Here is a 20,517-nt window from a genome sequence, read left to right as displayed (position 1 = left end):
TCTTGTCGTCTCCTTGTGGTCTTCATGGCTCAGCGATGGTCGCCGGCGCTGAGGAACTGGCGCAGCCGCGCCGATCTCGTGGCTCCGAACACCTCGTCGGGTGTGCCTTCCTCCTCGATGCGCCCTTCGTGCAGGAAGATCACCCGGTCCGAAACGGTACGGGCGAAGTCCATGTCGTGGGTGACGAGCAGCATGGTGCGTCCCTCGTCGGCGAGGAGCTTGATGACGCGCAGCACCTCGACCTCGAGCTCGGGATCGAGCGCCGAGGTCGGCTCGTCGAAGAGCATGACGCGCGGGCGGATGCAGAGGGCGCGCGCGATCGCGGCGCGCTGCTGCTGCCCGCCGGAAAGCTGGGCCGGGTAGCTCTCGGCCTTGGCGCCGATCCCAACCTTGTCGAGCAGCGCCCGGGCTTCGGTTTCGACCTCGCGGCGGTCGCGCTTCTGCACGCGCAGCGGCGCCTCCATCACGTTGTCGAGGACGGAAAGGTGGGTCCACAGGTTGAACGACTGGAACACCATGCCCAGCTCGGAGCGGATATGGCGGATCTGCCGTTCGTCGGCGATGGTGCGGTGCGGCGGCTTGCCCTTGAGGCGTATCTCCTCGCCGTCGATCAGCACCGATCCGGCGTCGGGCACCTCGAGCATGTTGATGCAGCGCAGGAGCGTCGACTTGCCCGAGCCCGATGAGCCGATCAGCGAGATCACCTCGCCCTCGCGGGCCGAGAAGGACACGCCCTTGAGCACCTCGAGCGTGCCGAAGGACTTGTGCAGTTCGCGAATCTCGACGACCGGCGCGGCCGCGGTCCGCAGGGCTTGCGCGTGCGACATGCTCACCTGTTATGCCCGCCCGGTGGGCGAACTCCTGACCTTTCGTTGCCTCTTGCTTGTGCGGGCAACTTCGATGCCTCAAACAAATGCAAAAGCCGGTCCTTGGCAAGTGAAATTGACGCAAACGTCATCCGGGCTGGGGAACGATGGAGTCGGAAGGAACGTTCTGCCTGCATCACCGCCTTTGCGGCGGACGTTCAAACCGAGGAGGTGAAGACCCATGAACTGGAACCAGATCGAAGGCAACTGGACGCAATTCAAGGGCCGGGTGCAGTCCCAGTGGGGCAAGCTCACCGACGACGACCTCGATGTCATCGAGGGCGACCGCAAGCAGCTCACCGGCAAGCTCCAGGAGCGCTACGGCAAGGCCGAAGAGGAGGTCGATCGCGAGATCGACGACTGGCTGCGGCGCAACTGACCGGTCCCCGGACGCAAGAAAACGCCCCGCTCGCCGAGCGGGGCGTTTTCTTTTGCCTTGTCCAGGTCATGTGCGCCGGATGAAGCCGACGACGAGCGAGATGACGAGGAAAGCGAGGAAAAGGAAGAACAGGATCTGCGCGATGCCGGCCGAAGCGCCGGCGATGCCGCCGAACCCGAGCACGCCCGCAATGAGGGCGATGACGAAGAAGACAAGGGCATAGTAAAGCATTGGAGCCTCCTTACAATTTGCCTCGTCGTTAAAACGGGTTGCCGGGTGGGCGGGTTCCTGCCGGGCAAAAGAAAAGGGCCGGACGACGGTCCGGCCCCGGCATGCCTATCGGTCTTTTCAGGCCGCCGCGCGTGATCCCTCGTTGAAGAACAGCGCCTGGCTGATGAGGGCCTTGACCATGTCCGGATTGAACGGCTTGGTGACGAGGAAGGTCGGCTCGGGCCGCTCGCCCGTCAGCAGCCGCTCCGGGAAGGCGGTGATGAAGATCACCGGCACGGAATGGAAGTTGAGGATGTCGTTGACCGCATCGATCCCCGAGCTGCCGTCGGCGAGCTGGATGTCGGCGAGGATCATCTTGGGGTGGGTGCGGTTGAAGAGGCTGACCGCTTCCTTGTGGGTGCGCGCCACGCTCACCACCTTGTGGCCAAGGCTCTCGACGAGCTGCTCGATGTCCATGGCGATCAGCGGCTCGTCCTCGATGATCATGATTTCGGTCGCCACCTGGCGCGAGATCTCGACGGAGGCTTCGTCGAGGAGCGCGCCGAACTCGGCGTCCGACACATCGAGCACCTCGGCGGCCTGGTTCGGCGAGAAGCCTTCGACGGCGACGAGCAGGAACGCCTGGCGGGGCAGGGGCGCAAGGCTTGCGAGGTTGCTCGCGGCCTGCTGCTCCCAGCTAATGGCCGAGACCGCCGGGGGCGTTTCGACAGCCGAGGAGGAAAAGAGTGCTGAGAAGAGCTTATAGAGCGCGATCCGATCGTTCGAGGCTTCCGGGAAGAGGGAGACGTCGGCGATGAGCGCTTCGAGGGTGGCAGCCACATAGGCGTCGCCGGAATTTTGCGAGCCGGTCGCCGCGCGGGCAAAACGGCGCAGATAAGGCAGGTGCGGAGCGATCCGCGTAGACAATGTCATGAAGTGACTCCCCTGGGACGCTTTTCGGTCGTGAACCCCTTCAACGACCCTATGTTAACAATAGTTCCGTCGAGGTTGGAACTTTCTGGGCATTGAAACATTCTGTCCCCCAACGAAAACATGGTTTCAGACGGCTAGGCTACATGATCAAGGATAAGATGACGGTCCACCGCCGGGGACGGCTCCACTCCGGACGGCAGGACGAAGGGCTGGGCCCCAATACGGATATCGGCTCGCGTTTGCGTGCGCTTTACGGCTCGGTGCAGGAGGAGGTGGTCCCCGATCGCCTGCTCGAACTGCTCGAAAAGCTCGATAGTGCGGAAGCGGCCCAGCGCGCCGCCGATACGGAGTAGGCCGACCATGGCGGAAACCCCCTCGTTCAAAAGGGAAATGCTTGCCACGTTGCCGAGCCTGCGCGCGTTTGCCGTCTCGCTGACCGGCCGGCACGACAAGGCCGACGACCTGGTGCAGGACACCATCATGAAGGCCTGGGCCAAGCAGGAAAGCTTCGAGATGGGCACCAATATCAAGGCCTGGCTCTTCACGATCCTGCGCAACGAGTTCTACAGCCAGATGCGCAAGCGCGGCCGCGAGGTCCAGGACAGCGACGGGGTCTTCACCGAACGACTGTCCGTGCACCCCTCGCAATACGGGGCCATGGATCTCGAGGACTTCAAGAAAGCCCTCGATTCCCTGCCGGCCGACCAGCGCGAGGCGGTGATCCTCATCGGCGCTTCCGGCTTCTCCTATGAGGAGGCGGCCGAGATCTGCGACTGCGCCATCGGCACGATGAAGAGCCGGGTCAGCCGCGCGCGCGTGCGCCTGCAGGAGCTGCTCGACATCAACGGGGAGTCCGACTACGGCCCCGACGCGGTGTCGGCGCAGGTCACCAGCCATCCTCATTCGGCCTGAGGCGCGCTCCGGCGCGCCAGGGCCGATCGCACGGCATCCAGCAATTGTTCGCGGCTGAACGGTTTGGCGAGAAGCGGCAGGTGCGCGACGTCGGGCAGGCCCTGGCGCGGGTCGTGGTCCGCGCTTGTCAGGATACAGGGCGTGCCGAACGAGTCGAACCTGCGGGCGAGCTCGGCGCCGTCCTCTTCGCCAGGGGCGATCTCGACGATGGCGATATCTGCCTGCGGCAGCGATCCATCGAGGATTTCCCGGCTCGAGCGCGCGAAGATGATGTTGTTGGCGTTTTCCTCGGCGAGGTCGCGCTGAATATCGAGGGCGATCAGCACCTCGCCTTCGACGATAACTACAGTCTTGTCTTTGAGCATGTGTCCGACTCGGTTGAGCGGTACACTAAGTACGTAGGAGCGGCGGGTGTCATTTAAGTTTGACGTACCGCGGCATGCTCGTCACGTTTGGGGGCCGGAAGGGCGCGCTTCCTGGCTGGAAAGAGTCGTGAGGCGATGAACCAGATCTTTCGGAATACGGCCCTGCGGGTGTCGTGCGACCAGTGTCCCCTTCGCGTGCTTCCGCATTTTCGCGAATTCAGCCAGCCCGAGCTCGATTTCGTCTCGTCGTTCAAGACGGCCGAACTGGTGGCCGAGCCGGGCACCGTTCTCCTGGCGGAGGGCATGCACAACGCCCACCTCTACACGATCCTTTCCGGCTGGGCCTTCCGCTACAAGACCCTGCCGGACGGGCGCCGGCAGGTGCTCAACTACATGCTGCCGGGCGATCTCATTGGACTTCAGGGTACGGTCATGGGCGAGCTCGACCATTCCGTCGAAGCCCTGACGCCGCTCATCCTCTGCATCTTCCAGCGCGACCGGCTGAACGAGCTCTTCGTCAACTACCCGAGCCTTGCCTTCGACGTCACCTGGCTCGCTTCGCACGAGGAGCGCATGCTCGACGACCATCTCTTGAGCGTGGGCAGGCGTTCGGCGCTGGAGCGGGCGGCCTATCTCATCGCGTTCCTCTACAAGCGCGCATTGGCGGTCGGTCTCGTCAGCGACGGGCGGGCGCGCCTGCCCATCACGCAGAACCTCGTCGCCGATACGCTCGGACTTTCGATCGTCCATACCAACAAGACCTTGCGGCGGCTCGTGACGCTCGGCCTTATCCGCTGGCAGGGCAGGGCCTGCGAGGTGCTCGATATCGAGGCCCTCGTCGATGTCGCCGGTTGGGAGCAGGCGCCGGAGAAGAAGCGTCCGTTTATCTGACGCAAGACCTTGGAACGATGGGGCCGGCGCGGCGTTTCGCTCCCCAACTAGCCAAAAACAAGCATGTATGTGACGAACGGCGAGACCTCCAGTGACTGAAATGCGTACCCTGTTCCCGGACCCGGTCAGGGACGTGGTGGAGGATGTGTCGCGACGGGAAGTCCTTGCCGCGCTCGAGATCGTCGACACCGGCGACGATTCCGATTTCGACCGGCTGACGCGGCTGGCCAGCCGGCTCATGGATACCGAATTCGCCCTCATCACCCTCGTCGACGAGAACCGGCAGTGGGCCAAGTCCCGCATAGGTCCGGACGAGCTGCAGGAATTGGCGATCGAGCATTCGTTCTGCGCCCATGCGCTGGCCGCGCTTGAGGCCGACTACATCGTCGTGCCGGACCTGACGCGCGACCAGCGGTTCGCCCATCACCCGATGGTCGTCGGGCCACCAGGACTGCGCTTCTATGCCGGCGCGCCGATCATCGTGCGCGGGCAGCGGCTCGGCACGCTCTGCGTCCTCGACCGTCAGGCGGACCGTCCCGTCAACGAGGCCGAGCTCGCCCAGCTCGTCGATCTCGCCGGCATGGCTGCCACCCTCATCGAGCTCAAGGACGAGGCGCGGGTGCGCGCCCGCACCGCCGCCGAACTGATGCGCGAGGAGTGGCGGCATGCCCTGACGCTCGAGGCCGGCAAGGTCGGCAGCTGGGTGTGGGACGTGCGCAGCGACGACGTCTCGTGCAACGATACCTTCCGGCGCATGCACGGCCTGCACGAGACCGGCGCCATATCGTTCGAGGCCGTCCTCGCCACCGTCGATACGGCCGACCTCGCACGCGTGCGCGAAGCGATCGGGGCGGCGTTCGAGACGGGCGTCGACTATGCGGCCGAGATGCGTATCGCCGAGACGAGACGGTGGGTGAGCGTGCGCGGACGCGTCTACCAGCGCGACGCCTCGGGCAAGCCGCTGATCATGATGGGCGCCAGCCTCGACGTCACCGAGTCCCGTGAGTCGGCCGAGCGCATGCGCCTGCTGCTGCGCGAGCTCAACCACCGGGTCAAGAACACGCTGGCGGTCATCCAGTCGATCGCGCGCCAGACGATCGGGCGCAATCCCGAACCACAGGAATTCCTCGCAACCTTTTCGGGGCGGCTGCGCACGCTTTCGGACGCGCATACCCTGCTCGCCGACCAGGACTGGGAAGGGGTGCACCTCCACGACGTCATCGCCGGCCAGCTCGGCCCCGATTTCCTCACCAAGCCCGACCGCGCCAACGTCGTCGGCGAGGATATATTGCTGCCGGCCGACCATGCGCTGGGTCTCGGCCTCATCCTCCATGAACTGACGACCAACGCGCATCTGCATGGCGCCTGGTCGGGCGAGGAGGGGGTCGTCAACATTTCATGGGAGGTGCGTGCGGGGCCCGAGCGCGGGCTCCATCTCACCTGGAAGGAGACTGGCGGACCGGCCGTCGCGGCGTCGCCGCCGCAGGGGCTCGGTACGCGGCTCATCGAGCGCAGCCTCTCTAAGGTCATCGACAGCCGCGTCGATCTCGCCTTCGAGGCCGATGGCGTGCGCGCCGACATATGGATGCCGCTGCCGGCGTGACCGGCCGGCAAGGCTCAATCGTCGGCGCGCGTCTCGCTGGAATCGCGCAACAGCATGAAAGCCAAAAGCGCCGCTAGCGGCACCAGCGTCTTGCCGAGCGGCGAGCGCAGCAGGACGGGCGCAGCCGTCGCCGCGGCGGTCGCGATCAGCGCCGTCGTCTCGCCCTTGCGCCGCCGCTCGCGTTCGCGCTGCACGCGCTCGCGGGCGCCGATCCGGCTGCCGAGATAGACGGCGAGCGCGAAGAGGAACGCCGCGCCGGCGATGATCACGGCGGCAATGAGCGGATCGGTGGCGGCCGAGAGGGCGACATAGGCGGCAACGAGCAGGAAGGCGACGCCGATCAACACCAGCAGCGCGATCGAGCCATTGACGATCGCGCTGCGCCGGAGCTGGTCGGAAAGCGCCTCCACCTCGATGCCGAAGATCCCGGCAAGCGTGGTGAGGAACGCCATGGGACTACCGGCGCGTCAGGAGGGCCAGGAGGAAGCCGATGCCGACGGCGCTCGCAACGGCCGTCAGCGGGCGCTCGCGGATGGTGCCCTTCAGCTCGGACTCGAAGGCGCTCGCCTGGCTCTGCACGTCGTCGATCACGTGCTGGGCCTGGCGCTGGAGATGGCGAACCTCGCCCTTGGCGGTGTCGCGCGCCTCGGCCACCTTGTCGCCGCTGATGCGTGCGAGCGTATCGGCAATGCTCTTGAGGTCGGCCTGGAGCTGGCTGACCTGGTCTTCCAGGCTCTTCTGCTTGCCGGCGGTCGCGCGCGGCGTACCGTTGCCGCTCTTGCGGGTCGTGGTGGGGGTGGCATCGGCCATGGTTTGTCTCCTTGAGCTTGTTCCGCCCGATCAACGCTTTGGTCGCGCCCCGGTTCCGGCGGTAAAAGATCGCCCCGGCCGGTCAGGGCCGGAGCGATCGGTTGCGGGCGGTAGGGGGGCGACCTAGGCCCGCCTGAGAGCGCTGGTCCCGTGCGTGGGAGCCGGCGGATGCCGGCGGCGCCCTGTTCGGTTGCGTCAGATCCTGCCCATCAGCACCAGGATCAGCACGATGACGAGGATCACGCCGAGGATGCCGGAGGGGAAGTAGCCGAAGCCGCGCGAGTAGCCCCAATTGGGCAGCGCGCCGATCAGCAGCAGGATGAGGATGATGATGAGAATGGTGCCCAACGTCATGGGAACTCTCCTTTTTTACGACGCTAAAGTTCCTGGGGGGTCAGGTCAGTGCCAGCATGACAGCGACTGCGGCGGCGAGCGTGATGGCCGCCGGAGCGAGGCTGAGCAGAAGTTCGTAGGTTCCGGGGCGGGTATCGTAGGCGACTTGCACCTCGTCGGCGCGGTGGCGGACTGGCGTCCAGGATTGCGATTTGTCCATCTCAGGTCTCCCTGGACAGTAACCGGCGCTGCATTCAGCCGGCATCGTCCGTTTCGGCCGCAGCTTTACTGGGCTGCACCGGGGAAACGGCCATAAAAGGAAATAGTTCCAGCCAGATGCCGGCTGCGGGATGCCGCTATTCTACGCGCACCACGTCGACAGCTTGCTTGGCCTCGTGCGAGCCGCTGGTGCGCAGCACGCCGACTATGGGCGAGATGTCGGCATAGTCGCGCCCATGGCCGATGGTGATGTGGTCGGGGCCGGCGAGCATGGCGTTGGTCGGGTCGAACTCGATCCAGCCGACGTCGAGCCCGCACCAGGCGCGCACCCATGCGTGCATGGCGTCGGCGCCTTCGAGACGCGGCTTGCCCGGCGGCGGGTTGGTGCGCAGGAACCCGCTGACATAGCCGGCCGGGATGCCGACGCCCCGCAGGCCCGCGATCATCACATGGGCGAAGTCCTGGCAGACGCCCTTTTTCAGGGCGAAGGCCTCGGCCGGCGTCGTCTCGACGTCCGTCGCGCCGCTCTCGTAGACGAAATCGCGGTTGATGGACATGCAGAAGTCCGTCACCGCCGCCTGCACCGAGATGGTGCGCTCGACCGACTGGCGCGCGTATTCGGTCATCGCCGGGCTGATCTCGATGCGCGGGGAGGGGGCGAGGAAATGGTGGGGCGAATCCGGGGTCAGCGACCAGGTGCGCGCGATGTCGTCCTTGAGCCGCTCGAGCGGCGGCGAGAGGTCGGCGGGCGGGTGGATGTCCTCGACCAGCACGCGGGCGGAGAGGCGGATGTCGAGAGTGTCGTGCGCGTCCTGGAAGACGATCGAGGTGACGTGATTGCCGAAGAAGTCGACGAACTGGCTCTCGACCACGGGCCTGGGGTCGTAGCGCAGCGTCGCGGCAATGACGCGTTGGATGCCGGGGATGGACGCGGGGGTGACGCGCACCAGGTGCCGCCCGCCCTGCACGGGGGCGTCGTAGTCGTAGTGCAGTTCGAGGCGCACGTCGTAAAGCATGGGCGTCAGGTGAAATAGGCGCTGGCGACGAGGCTTGCCAGCATGCCGATGTCGCTGGCGAGCTTGTCGAGGGCTGCCGGGGTCATGTCGCCGGGCTCGGCGATGACGAGGTCGGTGTGAAGCTCGAGCGCGAGCTTTGCCGCCGGCGAGAGCTGCCCGTCCTCGATGCCTCCGGGGAGCGTTTCGAGCTGCACGCGCAGTTCGGCGAGCTGGAAGATCGCCGAGCGCGGGTTGAGGGGGTCGAGCACGAGAAGGTCGATGGCGCTCTGCGTGCCCGCGCTCACCGAATAGCGGCGGCGGTGCGACATGACGCTGTCGCCGATCTCGAGCAGCATTTCGAGCGCCCCATCGGGCGCATCCTTGCCGGTGAACCAGCCGGTGACCCGCGCGATCTGGATGCTGCGCTCCAGCCGGCGGCCGATCTCGAGGAATCGCCAGCCGGCAAAGCGGTACATGTTCTCGTGGACGAGGCCGGAAAAGCCGGCGAGCTTCCTCAGCAGCACCGTCATCGCCCGCGTCGCGTCGTCTCCCGAATGGATGCGCGTGCCGAAGCGCTGCGCGGTCTTCTGCAGGTCGTTGAGGGCGAGCCAGCCGTCCGGCGAGAAGCGGTCGCGGATCTGGCTGGCGCTGAGGACCGCGCTGTCGATCGCCTGCAGGAGCCCGAGCGGCAGGGCTTCGGTTGCGTCGACATCCACCGCTTCGAGGTAATCGCGCGTGTGCTTCAGAAGCGGGATATCCGGGTTGGAGAGCTCGGCGACGCGCGCGTTGTAGGCGCGCAGGATGCGCACCGTCGCCTCGCAGCGCTCGGCATAGCGGCCGAGCCAGATGAGGTTGTCGGCAGCCCGGCTCGGCAGGTTTCCGGCAGGATTGCGCACGAGCTTCTCGCCCTCGCGGGGCAGCAGCGAGACCCGCTCGACGGGGGTGGAGCTCACCACCCAGACGTCCGCGGCCTGTCCGCCGCGCTGCATGGCGATTGCCGAGGTATCGTGCGAGGAGCCGACGCGGGCGAACCCGCCCGGCATGATGGTCCAGCCGCGCTCGGTACGCGCCGCATAGACGCGCAGCGTGATCGGCCTCGGCTCGAGCTTGCCCTCGACATAGACCGGCGCGGTCGAAAGGCGCACCGGCTCCTGGCCGACATAGTCGGCGCCGTGGGCCGCGATCCGGTCCTTCAGCGCCTCTTTCTGGTGCTCGGGTATCGCCGAGCCGAGCGCGGTGCCGCGGGTGTCGTCGAACGGCAGGCTCATCGAGAAAGCCGGTCCGATCATCATCGCGTCGAAACTGTCGAGGACGTGCTGCCGTTCGGCGTCCTGCCCGCACCACCAGGTGGCGATCTCGGGCAGCAGCAGGTCCGTGCCGAGGACGGCGTTGGCAAGGCGCGGCATGAAGGCGGCGAGCGCGCGGGTCTCGAGGATGCCCGAGCCCACCGCGTTGATCATCGAGACGGTGCCGTTGCGCAGCGCCTCGACCATGCCGGGCGTGCCGATGCGGCTGTCGTAGCGCAGCTCCAGGGGATCGATGAAGGAGGCGTCCATGCGCCGCCAGAGGACGCTGACGGGCTGGAGGCCGGCGACGGTCCTCACCATCACCTGGCCGTCGACGACCACCAGATCCTCGCCTTCGAGCAGCATGATGCCGAGGTAGCGCGCGATATAGGCGTGCTCGAAATAGGTCTCGTTGTGCTGGCCGGGGGTGAGGATGCCGACGCGCCCGTCGAGGCGCTTGCCCTGCGCTTCCAGCGCATCGCGGAAATCGCGGAAGAACCCGGCGAGGCGGTGGATGTTCATGCCCGCATAGATGTCGGAGAGGGCCCGGGTCGTCGCCACGCGGTTCTCGAGCGCAAAGCCGGCGCCGGACGGGGCCTGCGTCCTGTCCCCCAGCACCCACCAGGTGCCGTCGGGCCCGCGCCCGAGCTCGAAAGCGCAGAAGTGGAGGTAATGGCCGCTGGCGGGCTTGATGCCGACGAGCGGGCGCATGAACTCGGGGTTGCGAGCGATAAGCTCGGGCGGCAGCAGGCCGCGCGCCACCAGCTCGTTGGCCCCGTAGATGTCGGCGACGACGCGCTCCAGCAATTCGGCGCGCTGCGTCAGCCCCTGGGTGATGGTCGCCCACTCGCTCTCGTCGATGAGCAGGGGAATGTGCGCCAGCGGCCAGGCGCGCTCCTTGCCCTCGGCCCCGTCATATTTGCGGTAAAAGACTCCGGCGTCGCGTAGGTACTGGTCGGCGCGCTCGAAGCGGGCGGCGAGCTCGTCGTGCCCCAGCGCGTCGAATGCCGACATCAGCGCGGCCCACCCGGCACGCACGTTGCCGTCCGGATCGATCATCTCGTCCGGCACGCCCGGCAACTGGGCGTAATCCTTTATGAGGCTGGGACGGCGGGGTATTTCTCCGCCCGTCCGTTGATTCCGCATGTCCATGCCTTCAGGTGAAGCGCGCCGGGCGACGCAGGTCAAGCGTTGTCGGGAATTCCTCCGATGGCTTTTCCGCAACGAGCGGGTAGCCGCCTGCCGAATAGTCCTGGGCCAGGAACCGCGCGAGCCGGCGCGCCTCAGCTTCGTTGCCGTTGACCGGGAACGTCTCGTAGTTGCGCCCGCCGGGGTGTGCCACATGGTAGACGCAGCCGCCGACGGGGCGTTGCGTCCACTTGTCGTAGATATCGAAGATCAAGGGCGCGTTGACCGGCAGCACCGGGTGCATGCCGGAGGCCGGCTGCCAGGCCTTGTAGCGCACGCCCGCGACTGCGACGCCGGCCGTGCCGGTTTTGCGCAGCGGCACCGGGCGCCGGTTGCAGGCGACGGCATAGCGTTCGGGGTCCGCGCCCTCGAGCCTCACCTGCAGCCGCTCGACTGAGGAATCGACGAAGCGCACCGTGCCGCCGATGGCCCCCTGTTCGCCCATCACGTGCCAGGGCTCCAGCGCCTGGCGCAGCTCGAGCTTCACCCCCTCGTATTCCACCTCGCCGCAGAAGGGGAAGCGGAACTCGAGCTGGGCGGCGAACCACTCGGACTCCAACTGGAAGCCATGGCGGGCGAGGTCGTCGAGCACGCCGAGGAAGTCCTGCCAGACATAGTACGGCAGCATGAAGCGATCGTGGAGGCTCGTGCCCCAGCGGGTGAATTGGCCATCGAGCGGGTCGGCCCAGTAGCGGGCGATGAGCGCGCGGATCAGCACCTGCTGGGCAAGGCTCATGCGCGCGTTGGGCGGCATCTCGAAGCCGCGGAATTCGACAAGGCCCAGCCGTCCCGTCGGTCCATCGGGCGAATAAAGCTTGTCGATGCAGATTTCCGAGCGGTGGGTGTTGCCGGTGACGTCGACGAGGAGATTGCGGAAGAGCCGGTCGACGAGCCATGGCACCGGCGCCTCCCCCGCGCCGGGCAGCGGCACCTGGGCGAGCGCGATCTCCAGTTCGTAGAGGCTGTCGTGCCGTGCCTCGTCGATGCGCGGCGCCTGGCTCGTCGGGCCGATGAAGAGGCCGGAGAAGAGGTAGGACATCGAGGGATGCCGCTGCCAGTGCAGCACAAGGCTCTTCAAGAGGTCTGGCCGGCGCAGGAACGGACTGTCGCCAGGCGTTAAGCCGCCGACGACCACGTGGCTGCCCCCGCCCGTGCCGGTGTGGCGCCCGTCGATCATGAACTTGTCGGCCCCGAGCCGGGAGAGCCGCGCTTCCTCGTAGATGGCGGTGGTCGTCGCCACGCACTCGTCCCAGCTCGACGCCGGATGGATGTTGACCTCGATGACGCCGGGGTCGGGCGCGACGCGGATCACGTTGAGGCGCGGGTCAGGCGGGGGCGGGTAGCCTTCGAGGTGGATCGGTAGGCCGATGTCGCGGGCCGCCGCCTCGGCCGCCGCGACCAGCTCGAGATAGTCTTCCAGCGCTTCCACGGGCGGCAGGAAGACGCAGAGCCGGTCGTCGCGCACCTCGACGGTGACGGCCGTGCGCACCTCGCCCTCGATCTCGCTGATCTCCTGCTCCACCCGCTCCTGCTGTTCGCCCGCTGCGGTGAACGAGGATTGCTGCTGGGCGCGCGGATCGGCCGAGAGCCCCGGTTCGGCATGAACAGGCGGGGCCGGCAGCTGGGAAGGGTCGGGCAGGGGGCCGCGCGGCACGCCGGGGTCCATGGGCACGACATGCGGATAGGCCGTCGGCTGCAGGTGGTTGAGCGAAGACAAGGGCAGGCGGTAGCCGGCCGGGGAATCTCCGGCGGCAAGGAAGAGTTTGCCGCGCCGGGTCTTCCATTTTTCTGTCACCCAGCGTCTGCCGGTCGCCAGCGCGTTCCAGCGCTGCACCGGCAGCACATAGCCGGTCGGGTTGGTCAGGCCGCGCTCGAACACCTTGGCTATGCGGGCGCGCGCTTCCGGATCCTGCAATTCGGAGTTGGCCGGATCGACATTGGCGGGCAGCTTCGCCTCCTTGAGCAGCCATTCACCCGGATCCTCGAATGCCGGGGCCACGGTGTCCGTGGTCAGGCCCAGGTTGCGGGCCATGCCGCCGATGAGCCGTTCAGCGTCCTCGGTCCTGGCCTGCGTCTTCCTGCCTTCGCGTGCGATCAGGTTTTCATCCTGCCAGACCGGCTTGCCGTCGCGGCGCCAATAGAGCGAGAAAGTCCAGCGGGGCAGGGTCTCGCCGGGATACCACTTGCCCTGCCCGTAGTGCAGAAGGCCGTTGGGGGCGAAGCGCTCGCGCAGTCTTCGGATCAGGTCGTCGGCGAGCTCGCGCTTGGTGGGGCCGACGGCGGCGGTGTTCCATTCGTCGCTCTCGAAGTCGTCGATGGAAACGAAGGTCGGCTCCCCGCCCATGGTCAGGCGCACATCGCCTTGGGTGAGCGCCTCGTCCACCCGGTGCCCAAGCGCATTGAGCCTTTCCCAGGCATCGTCCGAGAACGGCTTGGTGATGCGCGGGTGCTCGGCGACGCGCGTCACCTTCATGTCGAAGGCGAATTCGACCTCGGCAAAGCTGGTAAATCCGGAGATCGGCGCGGCGTTGCGGTAGTGCGGGGTGGCGGCGAGCGGCACATGGCTCTCGCCGGTCAGGAGCCCCGAGGTCGGATCGAGACCGATCCAGCCGGCGCCGGGCAGGTAGACTTCGCACCAGGCGTGGAGGTCGGTGAAATCGTGGTCGGTGCCGGGTGGCCCGTCGAGCGAGACGAGGTCGGGCTTCAGCTGGATCAGATAACCGGAAACGAACCGCGCCGCGAACCCGAGGTGCCGCAGCGCCTCGACCAGCAGCCAGCCGGTGTCGCGGCACGAGCCCTGGCCCCTCGCCAGCGTCTCCTCGGGCTCGTAGACGCCCGGCTCCATGCGCACGATATAGCCGATCTCACGCTGCAGGCGGGTGTTGAGGGCAGTGACGAAGTCGACCGTGTTGGTCGGTGTCCTGTCGATCGAGTCGAGAAACCGCTGCAGCAGCTGTCCGGCCGGCTGCGGTTTCCTGTAGATGGAAAGGTCCTCGCGCAGCTCTTGCGGATATTCGAACGGCCAGGTCTCGGCGCTCTCCTCGACGAAGAAGTCGAAGGGGTTGTAAACCGTCATGTCGGCGACGAGGTCGACCTCGATCTTCAATTCCATCACCGGCTCGGGAAACACGAAGCGGGCGAGGAAATTGCCGTAGGGGTCCTGCTGCACGTTGACGAAGTGCTTGGCGGGGGTGACCCGCAGCGAATGGCTCAGCACCTTGGTGCGCGAATGCGGCGCCGGCTGCAGGCGGATGATCTGGGGCTGAAGGATGACCGGGCGATCGTATTTGTAGTGCGTCAGGTGATAGACGGCAGCTTTGATCGACATGCTGACGCACGCTCGCTAATTCGGCCACAAAGCGCTTCCCGCAGAGGAGCTTACAGCGGGATTGGGATGGGGGCTAGGTAGCGCTTGAGATTGCGGTGCTCTCCTTGCGACGTTGAAATTGTGCCACGCCCTCGTGGTTCGAGGCCGCTTCGCGGCACCTCACCATGAGGGCTGATGTTGCTCCCGCGAACCAGTAGCCCTCATGGTGAGGCGGGAGCGCAGCGACCCTCGAACCACGAGGGCGTGGCACAATGCTGCCCTGCTCAGGAAACTCACCCCATCGCGTCGATCGCCTGCCGCTGCTTCAGCATTTCGAGGAAAATCCGGTAGTCTCGGCCGAACTGCGCCCGCGCCTCGGGTTTCGGCGCGCGTTCGCGCCCGCCCTGGTGCATGGCGGCGCAGGCGGCGTCGAGCCTCGGATAAAGCCCTGCGGCGGTTGCGGCCACCATGGCCATGCCAAGAAGCGTGGCGTCCTTGGTACCGGGCTCCACCACCGTGCAGTTGGTGGCGTCGGCATAGAGCTCCATCAGCAGCGGATTCTTGGTGTGGCCGCCGGTCACGTGCAGGGTGTCGATGGCGTAGCCCTTGGTGTTGAGCGTTTCGAGGATGTGCCGCACGCCCAGCGCGATCGAGACGGCGGTGCGCCAATAGAGCCGGCAAAGGCTGTCGAAATCGCTGTCGAGCGTCAGTCCTGAGATGACGCCCAACGCCTGCGGATCGGCCAGCGGCGAGCGGTTGCCGTGGAAATCGGGCAGGACGTGGAGGCGGTGGGCGAGGGCGAGGCCTTCGCCCGCGCGCAATTCCATCACCCGCTCGCAGATGCGCCGATGCATGGCTGCGTTCGGCTCGCCGCCGGCGCCATGGTAGCGGATGACATGGTCGAGCAGGGCCCCCGTCGCCGATTGCCCGCCTTCGTTGAGCCACGCGCCCGGCAGCACGCCGCCGAAGTAGGGGCCCCAGACGCCGGCGGTCGGCCGGGCCTCGGCCGAAAGCGCCATCACGCAGCTCGATGTGCCCGCAATCAGCGCCAGGTGCTTGTCGATGGTGTCGACATCTCCGGCGAATGCGCCGAGCACGCCGAGCGCCCCGGCATGGGCATCGATCAGCCCGGCGCCGACCCGGCAATTGGTGGTGAGCCCCAGTTCCTCGGCCGCCTTGGCGGTGAGGGACCCGAGGTCCGTGCCGACGGGTGTCGCCTTCTCGGGCAGGCGTCCCTTTTCGATAATGTCCTCGACGTCGACGGTCGCGAGGAAATCGCGCTGCCAGCCGGGTTCGAGGTGGCTGAGATACGTCCACTTGCAGGTGAGCGTCGATTGGCTGCGGGCGAGCGACCCGGTCGCCTTCCAGGAGAGATAATCGGCAAGGTCGAAGAGGTGCCCGATGCGCGCCCAGCTCTGCGGCAGGTTGCGCTTCAGCCACATGAGCTTGGGCACTTCCATCTCCGGCGACATCACCCCGCCGATATAATCTAGGACGAGGTGACCGGTGGCCGTGCACTCCTCGGCCTGCTTCAGAGCGCGATGGTCGAGCCAGACGATGGTGTCCCAGCGGTCCTCGCCGTTGGTCGAGACGGAAACGGGATTGCCGGCCCCATCGCGCACCACCAGCGAGCAGGTGGCGTCGAACCCGATGCCGGCGACGTCCTGCGGCTTTGCCCCGGCTTCGCGCATCGCGTTGCGCACGGCCGCGCAGACAGCCGCCCAGATCTGCTCGCTGTCGTGTTCGGCGAAGTTGGCGTCCGTGCGGTTCATGGAGATGGGGTGTTCGGCGCGCCCCAGCAGTTCGCCACCAGGCGTCACCACGCCGGCGCGCGCACTCCCGGTGCCGACGTCGACGCCAACCAGCAGATTGTCCATGAGCTCCCTCAGCCTGCCGTCTTCTTGATTTTGCCCGACCCTATAAGATCGGGAAGCGTCTGCATATCGTCGAAGATGAGGTCCGGTCCCAGCGCTTCGAGCGCGGCGCGCAACCCCGCCGGCTCGGCATGGCTGCCGCCGAGAAAGCCGAAGACGCGCATGCCGGCGGCCTTGGCCGCTGCGATCCCCGCCGGGCTGTCCTCGATGACGAGGCAGCGCGCCGGGGCCGCCCTCATGGTCCTGGCCGCATGGAGGAAGAGGTCGGGCGCGGGCTTGCCGTTCTCGACCATGGTCGCCGAAAAGATGTTGGGCGCGAAATAGTCGATGAGCCCGGTAAGCTCGAGGCTCAAGCGTATGCGCTCGGGCTGACTGGACGAGGCGACGCAGAACGGTACCTCGAGCCGTGCGAGCGTTTCCACCATCCCCGGCGTCGGGCGCAGTTCCTGCCGGTAGAGCGCGTAGAGCTCGCCGCGCATCGCCTCCAGCGCCTCGGCCGCAAGCGCCATGCCATGGCTGGCTTCTAGGCTCTTGGAGATCGTCGCGAGCGAGCGGCCGAGATATTCGCGATAGGCGTGGTCGGCGTCGATGGTCAGCCCCTGCCGGGCGACAGCGGCGATGAGCGTGCGCATGGCCAGCGGCTCGCTGTCGACCAGCACGCCGTCGCAGTCGAAGATGATGAGATCAGTGGATTTTTGAACCATCGCCGTCACACACCCACCGCTGTCATCCCGGCGAAGGCCGGGATCCAGTAAACGGCGCCGTTTCGGCTCGCGCCGAGTTGCACCGGTTTGCAACATCGCCGCGCAAAACTCTGGTCCGGCGTGTACTGGGTCCCGGCTTTCGCCGGGATGACATCATCGGTGAAACAGCCATCCCGCCTTCTTTCGAACTCAGAGCCTGCCGGCTAAATACCTCTCCAGCGTCTCGCGCGTGCCGACCTGCCAGAGCGTCTTCAGCGCGTGCGAGAACGCTTCGACATAGCGCGAGTCGCGGCCGACATCGCCATGGATATCAGCCATCTCCAGCCACGCGGCCGGGTTTTCCCGCGCCCGTTTGGCCTCATGCGTCAGCCGGTCCCAGCTCGGATCGTTCGGCTCGATCACCGCGCCGCTGTCGGTCGTGCCGTAGCAGTAGCGGCACCAGAGCGCGCCGACGAGGGCGAGGCCGGTGATCGGAGCGCCGGCCTTCAGCCGGTCGGCGACCGAGGGCAGGATGAACTTGGGCTGTCGGTTCGACCCGTCGAGCGCAAGCCGGCGCACTGTGTCGCCGATCTTGGGATTGGAGAACCGCCGCTGGCAGAGCGCGTGGTAGGAGTCGAGGTCCGTGTCCGGCACCGGCGGCACGACGGGGATGATTTCCTCTTGCTCCACCTTGGTCAGGAAGTCTCGCACCAGCGGTTCTTCCATCGCCTCGTGGACGAAGTGGATGTCCATCAGCCCGGCCGGGTAGGCGATGGTCGCATGCCCGCCGTTGAGGATGCGGATCTTCATCAGCTCGTAAGGGGAAACATCCGGCACGAACTGCACGCCGACCTTCTCCAGCGCCGGCCGCCCGGCGGGGAAATTGTCCTCCAGCACCCATTGCTTGAATGTCTCGCAGAAGACCGGCCAGCCGTCCTCGATGCCGAAGTCATCGGCGAGGATTTTCCGCTCGCGCTCGCCGGTCGCCGGCGTGATACGGTCGACCATGCCGTTGGGGAAGGCGACATTGTCCTCGACCCAGCGGGCGAGGTCCGGATCGAAGAGCCGCGCCAGCCCCGCCACGGCGTCACGCGTCACGCGCCCGTTGTGGGGGATGTTGTCGCAGCTCATGACGGTAAAGGGCTCGATGCCCGCCGCCCGCCGCCGCATCAGCCCGGCAAGGATCAGCCCGAAGGCGGTTTTCGGCGCTTCGATATGCGCCGCATCGTAGGCGATTTCCGGATCGGCGGGATTGAACTGCTGCGTTGCCGCGTCGATGAAATACCCGCCTTCCGTGATGGTCAGCGAGACGATGCGGATGGCGGGATCGGCGAGCTTGTCGAGGATCGCGGCGGCATCGCCCGGGCGGATGTAGTCGATCATCGCGCCGGTCACCCGCGCGCTGCTGCCATCCGCCTCCTGCTCGACGACTGTCGTCAGCCAGTCCTGGGCCTTGAGCTTTTCACGCATCGCCTCATCGGCGGCGCGCACGCCCGAGCCGACGATCGCCCAGTCATGCCCCTCGCCGAGGTTGAAGAGCGCGTCGAGATAGACCGCCTGGTGGGCGCGGTGGAAGTTGCCGACGCCGAAATGGAAGATGCCGGGGGAGAGCGCGTCGCGGCGATAATTCGGCACGCTGGCCCGGGAGGCGATCTGCGGCAGGGCGGCGGCGGCAAGTCTGGTGGTCATGTCGGAGTCCTTCAGGCCGCGAGCGCTTTGCCGTCGACGCCGAAGCGGTAGATGCGGTTGGGGTCTGGGGTCAAGTAGACGGAGTCGCCGTGCCCATAGGCTTCCTCGCCGCCCGTGCGGACCGTAACGAGCCCCATGCCGTCGACATGGACGTGGAGGAACGTGTCGGAGCCGAGCTGCTCGGCGACCCCCACCGTCCCCCTCCAGGCGCCACCCTCTCGCGAGAGCGAGAAGTGCTCGGGCCTAACGCCGATCGAATGGGCGTTGTGCTTTGCCGCCTCGGAGCCGTCGACGAAATTCATCTTGGGGCTGCCGATGAAGCCGGCGACGAACCGGTTGGCCGGCGTGCGGTAGAGCTCGAGGGGCGTGCCGAACTGCTCGACCGTCCCGGCGTTCAGCACGACGATGCGGTCGGCCATGGTCATGGCCTCCACCTGGTCGTGGGTGACGTAGATCATCGTCGTCTTCAGCTGCTGGTGCAGCTCGGTGATCTCGAGGCGCATGTTGACGCGCAGCGCCGCGTCGAGATTGGAGAGCGGCTCGTCGAAGAGGAAGGCTTTGGGCTCGCGCACGATGGCGCGGCCGATGGCGACGCGCTGCCTCTGTCCGCCCGAAAGCGCGCGCGGGCGCCGGTCGAGATAGTCTGAGAGGTTCAAGGTGCGCGCCGCATATTCGACCTTCTGGTCGATCACCTCCTTGGGGGCCTTGGCCATCTTCAAGGGGAAGGCGATGTTGTCGCGCACGCTCATGTGGGGATAGAGCGCGTAGCTCTGGAACACCATGGCGAGGCCCCGCCGGGCCGGCGGCGCGTCGGTCATGTCCTGCCCGTCGAGCAGGATGCGTCCGCGCGTCGTGTCCTCGAGCCCGGCGATGAGCCGCAGCAGCGTCGACTTTCCGCAACCCGACGGCCCGACGAAGACGATGAACTCGCCGTCGCGGATATCGAGCGAGATGTCCGGGATGACCTGCACCTCGCCGAAGGACTTGTTGACGTTCTCTAGGGTGATGGAGCCCATGTTTTGGTCCTTATTTCACGGCGCCGAAGGTCAGGCCGCGCACGAGCTGCTTCTGGCTGAACCAGCCGAGCAGCAGGATCGGCGCGATGGCGAGGAGCGATGCCGCCGAGAGCTTGGCGAGGAAGAGCCCCTGCGGGCTGGAAAACGAGGAGATGAAGGCGGTCAATGTGCCCGCCCGCCCGGAGGTCAGCGTGATGGTCCAGAACGCCTCGTTCCAGGCGAGGATGACGTTGAGCAGCAGCGTCGAGGCGATGCCCGGGATCGCCATCGGCACCAGCACGTGGACGATCTCGTTCCAGAGTTCCGCTCCGTCCATGCGGGCGGCCTCGAGGATGTCGACCGGGATCTCCTTGAAGTAGGTGTAGAGCATCCAGACGATGATCGGCAGGTTGATGAGCGTCATGATGACCGTCAGCCCATGCACCGTGTCGAGGAGCCTGAGGTCCCGGAAGATCAGGTAGATCGGGATGAGGACGCCGACGGCCGGCATCATCTTGGTCGAGAGCATCCACATCAGGATGTCCTTGGTGCGCTTGGACGGCGCGAAGGCCATGGACCAGGCCGCGGGGATGGCGATGGCAAGGCCGATGAGCGTCGAGCCCACCGAGACGACGATCGAGTTGATGGCGTGCTTGATGTAATCCGACCGGTCCTGCACCGCCTCGAAATTGTCGAGCGTGAAGGTCTGCGGCCAGAACGTCGGCGGCGAGGCGATGGCCTCGGCCTCGGTCTTGAAGGCGGTCAGCGCCGTCCACAGGATCGGCGCGAAGATGAGGAGCGCCACCGCCCAGGCGAGGACGGTGAAGCCGGCTTTGGTGGAGGTCGAGACGTTGCGGGCCATGGGTCAGCTCCTCGCCTCGGAACAAAGCTTTCCGCGAGCACGATCGGCCTCCCTCCCCCTTGAGGGGAGGGATTGAGGGTGGGGGTGGTTTTGTGAGTCGCCGATGGACCCCCACCC

21 protein-coding genes are annotated in these 20,517 nt (G+C 66.6%); 5 read left to right on the top strand and 16 right to left on the bottom strand.

From position 1 onward, the window contains the following. Positions 1-29: 29 nt before the first annotated feature. The gene (locus tag VE25_RS10180) at positions 30-827 is read right to left on the bottom strand and encodes an ABC transporter ATP-binding protein (RefSeq protein WP_046108514.1); all 798 of its coding nucleotides are present in this window, start codon (positions 825-827) and stop codon (positions 30-32) included. Positions 828-1,047: 220 nt separating this feature from the next. On the opposite strand from VE25_RS10180, the gene VE25_RS10175 reads away from it, so the two are divergent. Continuing rightward, positions 1,048-1,245, top strand: a complete 198-nt coding sequence (locus VE25_RS10175) for a CsbD family protein (protein WP_046108513.1) — start codon at positions 1,048-1,050, stop codon at positions 1,243-1,245. Between the two features lie 66 nt (positions 1,246-1,311). Here VE25_RS10175 and VE25_RS22345 read toward each other — a convergent pair whose 3' ends face one another. Continuing rightward, positions 1,312-1,476 (bottom strand): DUF1328 domain-containing protein, encoded by a 165-nt coding sequence (locus tag VE25_RS22345; RefSeq protein WP_046108512.1) that lies wholly within the window; start codon positions 1,474-1,476, stop codon positions 1,312-1,314. 117 nt (positions 1,477-1,593) lie between these two features. Then, on the bottom strand, positions 1,594-2,388 hold the full coding sequence (locus VE25_RS10165; protein ID WP_046108511.1) for a response regulator: 795 nt from the start codon (positions 2,386-2,388) through the stop codon (positions 1,594-1,596). Positions 2,389-2,531: 143 nt separating this feature from the next. On the opposite strand from VE25_RS10165, the gene VE25_RS10160 reads away from it, so the two are divergent. Continuing rightward, entirely contained in the window at positions 2,532-2,741 is a 210-nt protein-coding gene (locus VE25_RS10160; RefSeq protein WP_160299977.1) for a NepR family anti-sigma factor, read from the top strand. Positions 2,742-2,748: 7 nt separating this feature from the next. After that, positions 2,749-3,300, top strand: a complete 552-nt coding sequence (locus VE25_RS10155) for an RNA polymerase sigma factor (protein ID WP_046108510.1) — start codon at positions 2,749-2,751, stop codon at positions 3,298-3,300. On the opposite strand, the gene VE25_RS10150 is transcribed toward VE25_RS10155, so the two are convergent. After that, entirely contained in the window at positions 3,288-3,665 is a 378-nt protein-coding gene (locus VE25_RS10150) for a response regulator (protein ID WP_046108509.1), read from the bottom strand. The genes VE25_RS10155 and VE25_RS10150 overlap by 13 nt on opposite strands. A gap of 135 nt (positions 3,666-3,800) precedes the next feature. On the opposite strand from VE25_RS10150, the gene VE25_RS10145 reads away from it, so the two are divergent. Both VE25_RS10145 and VE25_RS10140 read left to right on the top strand, forming a co-directional pair. Further along, positions 3,801-4,556, top strand: coding sequence for a Crp/Fnr family transcriptional regulator (locus VE25_RS10145; protein ID WP_046108508.1), 756 nt, complete (start codon positions 3,801-3,803; stop codon positions 4,554-4,556). Positions 4,557-4,656: 100 nt separating this feature from the next. Then, the gene (locus tag VE25_RS10140) at positions 4,657-6,159 is read left to right on the top strand and encodes a sensor histidine kinase (protein ID WP_046108507.1); all 1,503 of its coding nucleotides are present in this window, start codon (positions 4,657-4,659) and stop codon (positions 6,157-6,159) included. A gap of 14 nt (positions 6,160-6,173) precedes the next feature. Here VE25_RS10140 and VE25_RS10135 read toward each other — a convergent pair whose 3' ends face one another. The 12 genes from VE25_RS10135 to VE25_RS10090 form a co-directional block, all read right to left on the bottom strand. After that, entirely contained in the window at positions 6,174-6,611 is a 438-nt protein-coding gene (locus VE25_RS10135; RefSeq protein WP_046108506.1) for a hypothetical protein, read from the bottom strand. A gap of 4 nt (positions 6,612-6,615) precedes the next feature. Then, a complete protein-coding gene (locus tag VE25_RS10130) occupies positions 6,616-6,969 on the bottom strand; it encodes an ElaB/YgaM/YqjD family protein (protein WP_046108505.1) in 354 nt (117 codons plus the stop codon). Between the two features lie 195 nt (positions 6,970-7,164). Continuing rightward, complete coding sequence (locus VE25_RS22340) at positions 7,165-7,323, bottom strand: DUF3309 family protein (protein ID WP_083988857.1); 159 nt, start codon at positions 7,321-7,323, stop codon at positions 7,165-7,167. A gap of 40 nt (positions 7,324-7,363) precedes the next feature. Beyond that, entirely contained in the window at positions 7,364-7,522 is a 159-nt protein-coding gene (locus tag VE25_RS22980; RefSeq protein WP_160299976.1) for a hypothetical protein, read from the bottom strand. Positions 7,523-7,658: 136 nt separating this feature from the next. Next, positions 7,659-8,537 carry a transglutaminase family protein gene (locus tag VE25_RS10125; RefSeq protein ID WP_046108504.1) on the bottom strand — a complete coding sequence of 293 codons (879 nt, stop codon included), beginning with the start codon at positions 8,535-8,537 and terminating at the stop codon, positions 7,659-7,661. Positions 8,538-8,542: 5 nt separating this feature from the next. After that, positions 8,543-10,948, bottom strand: coding sequence for a circularly permuted type 2 ATP-grasp protein (locus tag VE25_RS10120; RefSeq protein ID WP_152664580.1), 2,406 nt, complete (start codon positions 10,946-10,948; stop codon positions 8,543-8,545). Between the two features lie 10 nt (positions 10,949-10,958). Beyond that, positions 10,959-14,318 (bottom strand): transglutaminase family protein, encoded by a 3,360-nt coding sequence (locus VE25_RS10115; RefSeq protein WP_046108502.1) that lies wholly within the window; start codon positions 14,316-14,318, stop codon positions 10,959-10,961. A 272-nt stretch (positions 14,319-14,590) separates the two neighbouring features. Next, a complete protein-coding gene (locus VE25_RS10110) occupies positions 14,591-16,174 on the bottom strand; it encodes an FGGY-family carbohydrate kinase (RefSeq protein WP_046108501.1) in 1,584 nt (527 codons plus the stop codon). Positions 16,175-16,182: 8 nt separating this feature from the next. After that, the gene (locus VE25_RS10105) at positions 16,183-16,875 is read right to left on the bottom strand and encodes an HAD family hydrolase (RefSeq protein ID WP_046108500.1); all 693 of its coding nucleotides are present in this window, start codon (positions 16,873-16,875) and stop codon (positions 16,183-16,185) included. A 189-nt stretch (positions 16,876-17,064) separates the two neighbouring features. Continuing rightward, on the bottom strand, positions 17,065-18,543 hold the full coding sequence (locus tag VE25_RS10100; protein WP_046108499.1) for a mannitol dehydrogenase family protein: 1,479 nt from the start codon (positions 18,541-18,543) through the stop codon (positions 17,065-17,067). An 11-nt stretch (positions 18,544-18,554) separates the two neighbouring features. Beyond that, positions 18,555-19,559 carry an ABC transporter ATP-binding protein gene (locus VE25_RS10095; protein ID WP_046108498.1) on the bottom strand — a complete coding sequence of 335 codons (1,005 nt, stop codon included), beginning with the start codon at positions 19,557-19,559 and terminating at the stop codon, positions 18,555-18,557. A 10-nt stretch (positions 19,560-19,569) separates the two neighbouring features. Beyond that, positions 19,570-20,400, bottom strand: coding sequence for a carbohydrate ABC transporter permease (locus VE25_RS10090; protein WP_046108497.1), 831 nt, complete (start codon positions 20,398-20,400; stop codon positions 19,570-19,572). Positions 20,401-20,517: the final 117 nt, after the last annotated feature.

Source organism: Devosia geojensis (assembly GCF_000969415.1).
GTDB lineage: Bacteria > Pseudomonadota > Alphaproteobacteria > Rhizobiales > Devosiaceae > Devosia > Devosia geojensis.
The sequence above is the reverse complement of the archived record's forward strand: the minus strand, read 5'-3'. Positions and strand labels throughout refer to the sequence as shown.

What these genes read in the sequence shown, in the direction of transcription:
- VE25_RS10180 (WP_046108514.1), bottom strand. Translation starts at nt 827, where the DNA reads ATGTCGCACGCGCAAGCCCTGCGGACCGCGGCCGCGCCGGTCGTCGAG.
- VE25_RS10175 (WP_046108513.1), top strand. Translation starts at nt 1,048, where the DNA reads ATGAACTGGAACCAGATCGAAGGCAACTGGACGCAATTCAAGGGCCGG.
- VE25_RS22345 (WP_046108512.1), bottom strand. Translation starts at nt 1,476, where the DNA reads ATGCTTTACTATGCCCTTGTCTTCTTCGTCATCGCCCTCATTGCGGGC.
- VE25_RS10165 (WP_046108511.1), bottom strand. Translation starts at nt 2,388, where the DNA reads ATGACATTGTCTACGCGGATCGCTCCGCACCTGCCTTATCTGCGCCGT.
- VE25_RS10160 (WP_160299977.1), top strand. Translation starts at nt 2,532, where the DNA reads ATGATCAAGGATAAGATGACGGTCCACCGCCGGGGACGGCTCCACTCC.
- VE25_RS10155 (WP_046108510.1), top strand. Translation starts at nt 2,749, where the DNA reads ATGGCGGAAACCCCCTCGTTCAAAAGGGAAATGCTTGCCACGTTGCCG.
- VE25_RS10150 (WP_046108509.1), bottom strand. Translation starts at nt 3,665, where the DNA reads ATGCTCAAAGACAAGACTGTAGTTATCGTCGAAGGCGAGGTGCTGATC.
- VE25_RS10145 (WP_046108508.1), top strand. Translation starts at nt 3,801, where the DNA reads ATGAACCAGATCTTTCGGAATACGGCCCTGCGGGTGTCGTGCGACCAG.
- VE25_RS10140 (WP_046108507.1), top strand. Translation starts at nt 4,657, where the DNA reads ATGCGTACCCTGTTCCCGGACCCGGTCAGGGACGTGGTGGAGGATGTG.
- VE25_RS10135 (WP_046108506.1), bottom strand. Translation starts at nt 6,611, where the DNA reads ATGGCGTTCCTCACCACGCTTGCCGGGATCTTCGGCATCGAGGTGGAG.
- VE25_RS10130 (WP_046108505.1), bottom strand. Translation starts at nt 6,969, where the DNA reads ATGGCCGATGCCACCCCCACCACGACCCGCAAGAGCGGCAACGGTACG.
- VE25_RS22340 (WP_083988857.1), bottom strand. Translation starts at nt 7,323, where the DNA reads ATGACGTTGGGCACCATTCTCATCATCATCCTCATCCTGCTGCTGATC.
- VE25_RS22980 (WP_160299976.1), bottom strand. Translation starts at nt 7,522, where the DNA reads ATGGACAAATCGCAATCCTGGACGCCAGTCCGCCACCGCGCCGACGAG.
- VE25_RS10125 (WP_046108504.1), bottom strand. Translation starts at nt 8,537, where the DNA reads ATGCTTTACGACGTGCGCCTCGAACTGCACTACGACTACGACGCCCCC.
- VE25_RS10120 (WP_152664580.1), bottom strand. Translation starts at nt 10,948, where the DNA reads ATGCGGAATCAACGGACGGGCGGAGAAATACCCCGCCGTCCCAGCCTC.
- VE25_RS10115 (WP_046108502.1), bottom strand. Translation starts at nt 14,318, where the DNA reads ATGTCGATCAAAGCTGCCGTCTATCACCTGACGCACTACAAATACGAT.
- VE25_RS10110 (WP_046108501.1), bottom strand. Translation starts at nt 16,174, where the DNA reads ATGGACAATCTGCTGGTTGGCGTCGACGTCGGCACCGGGAGTGCGCGC.
- VE25_RS10105 (WP_046108500.1), bottom strand. Translation starts at nt 16,875, where the DNA reads ATGGTTCAAAAATCCACTGATCTCATCATCTTCGACTGCGACGGCGTG.
- VE25_RS10100 (WP_046108499.1), bottom strand. Translation starts at nt 18,543, where the DNA reads ATGACCACCAGACTTGCCGCCGCCGCCCTGCCGCAGATCGCCTCCCGG.
- VE25_RS10095 (WP_046108498.1), bottom strand. Translation starts at nt 19,559, where the DNA reads ATGGGCTCCATCACCCTAGAGAACGTCAACAAGTCCTTCGGCGAGGTG.
- VE25_RS10090 (WP_046108497.1), bottom strand. Translation starts at nt 20,400, where the DNA reads ATGGCCCGCAACGTCTCGACCTCCACCAAAGCCGGCTTCACCGTCCTC.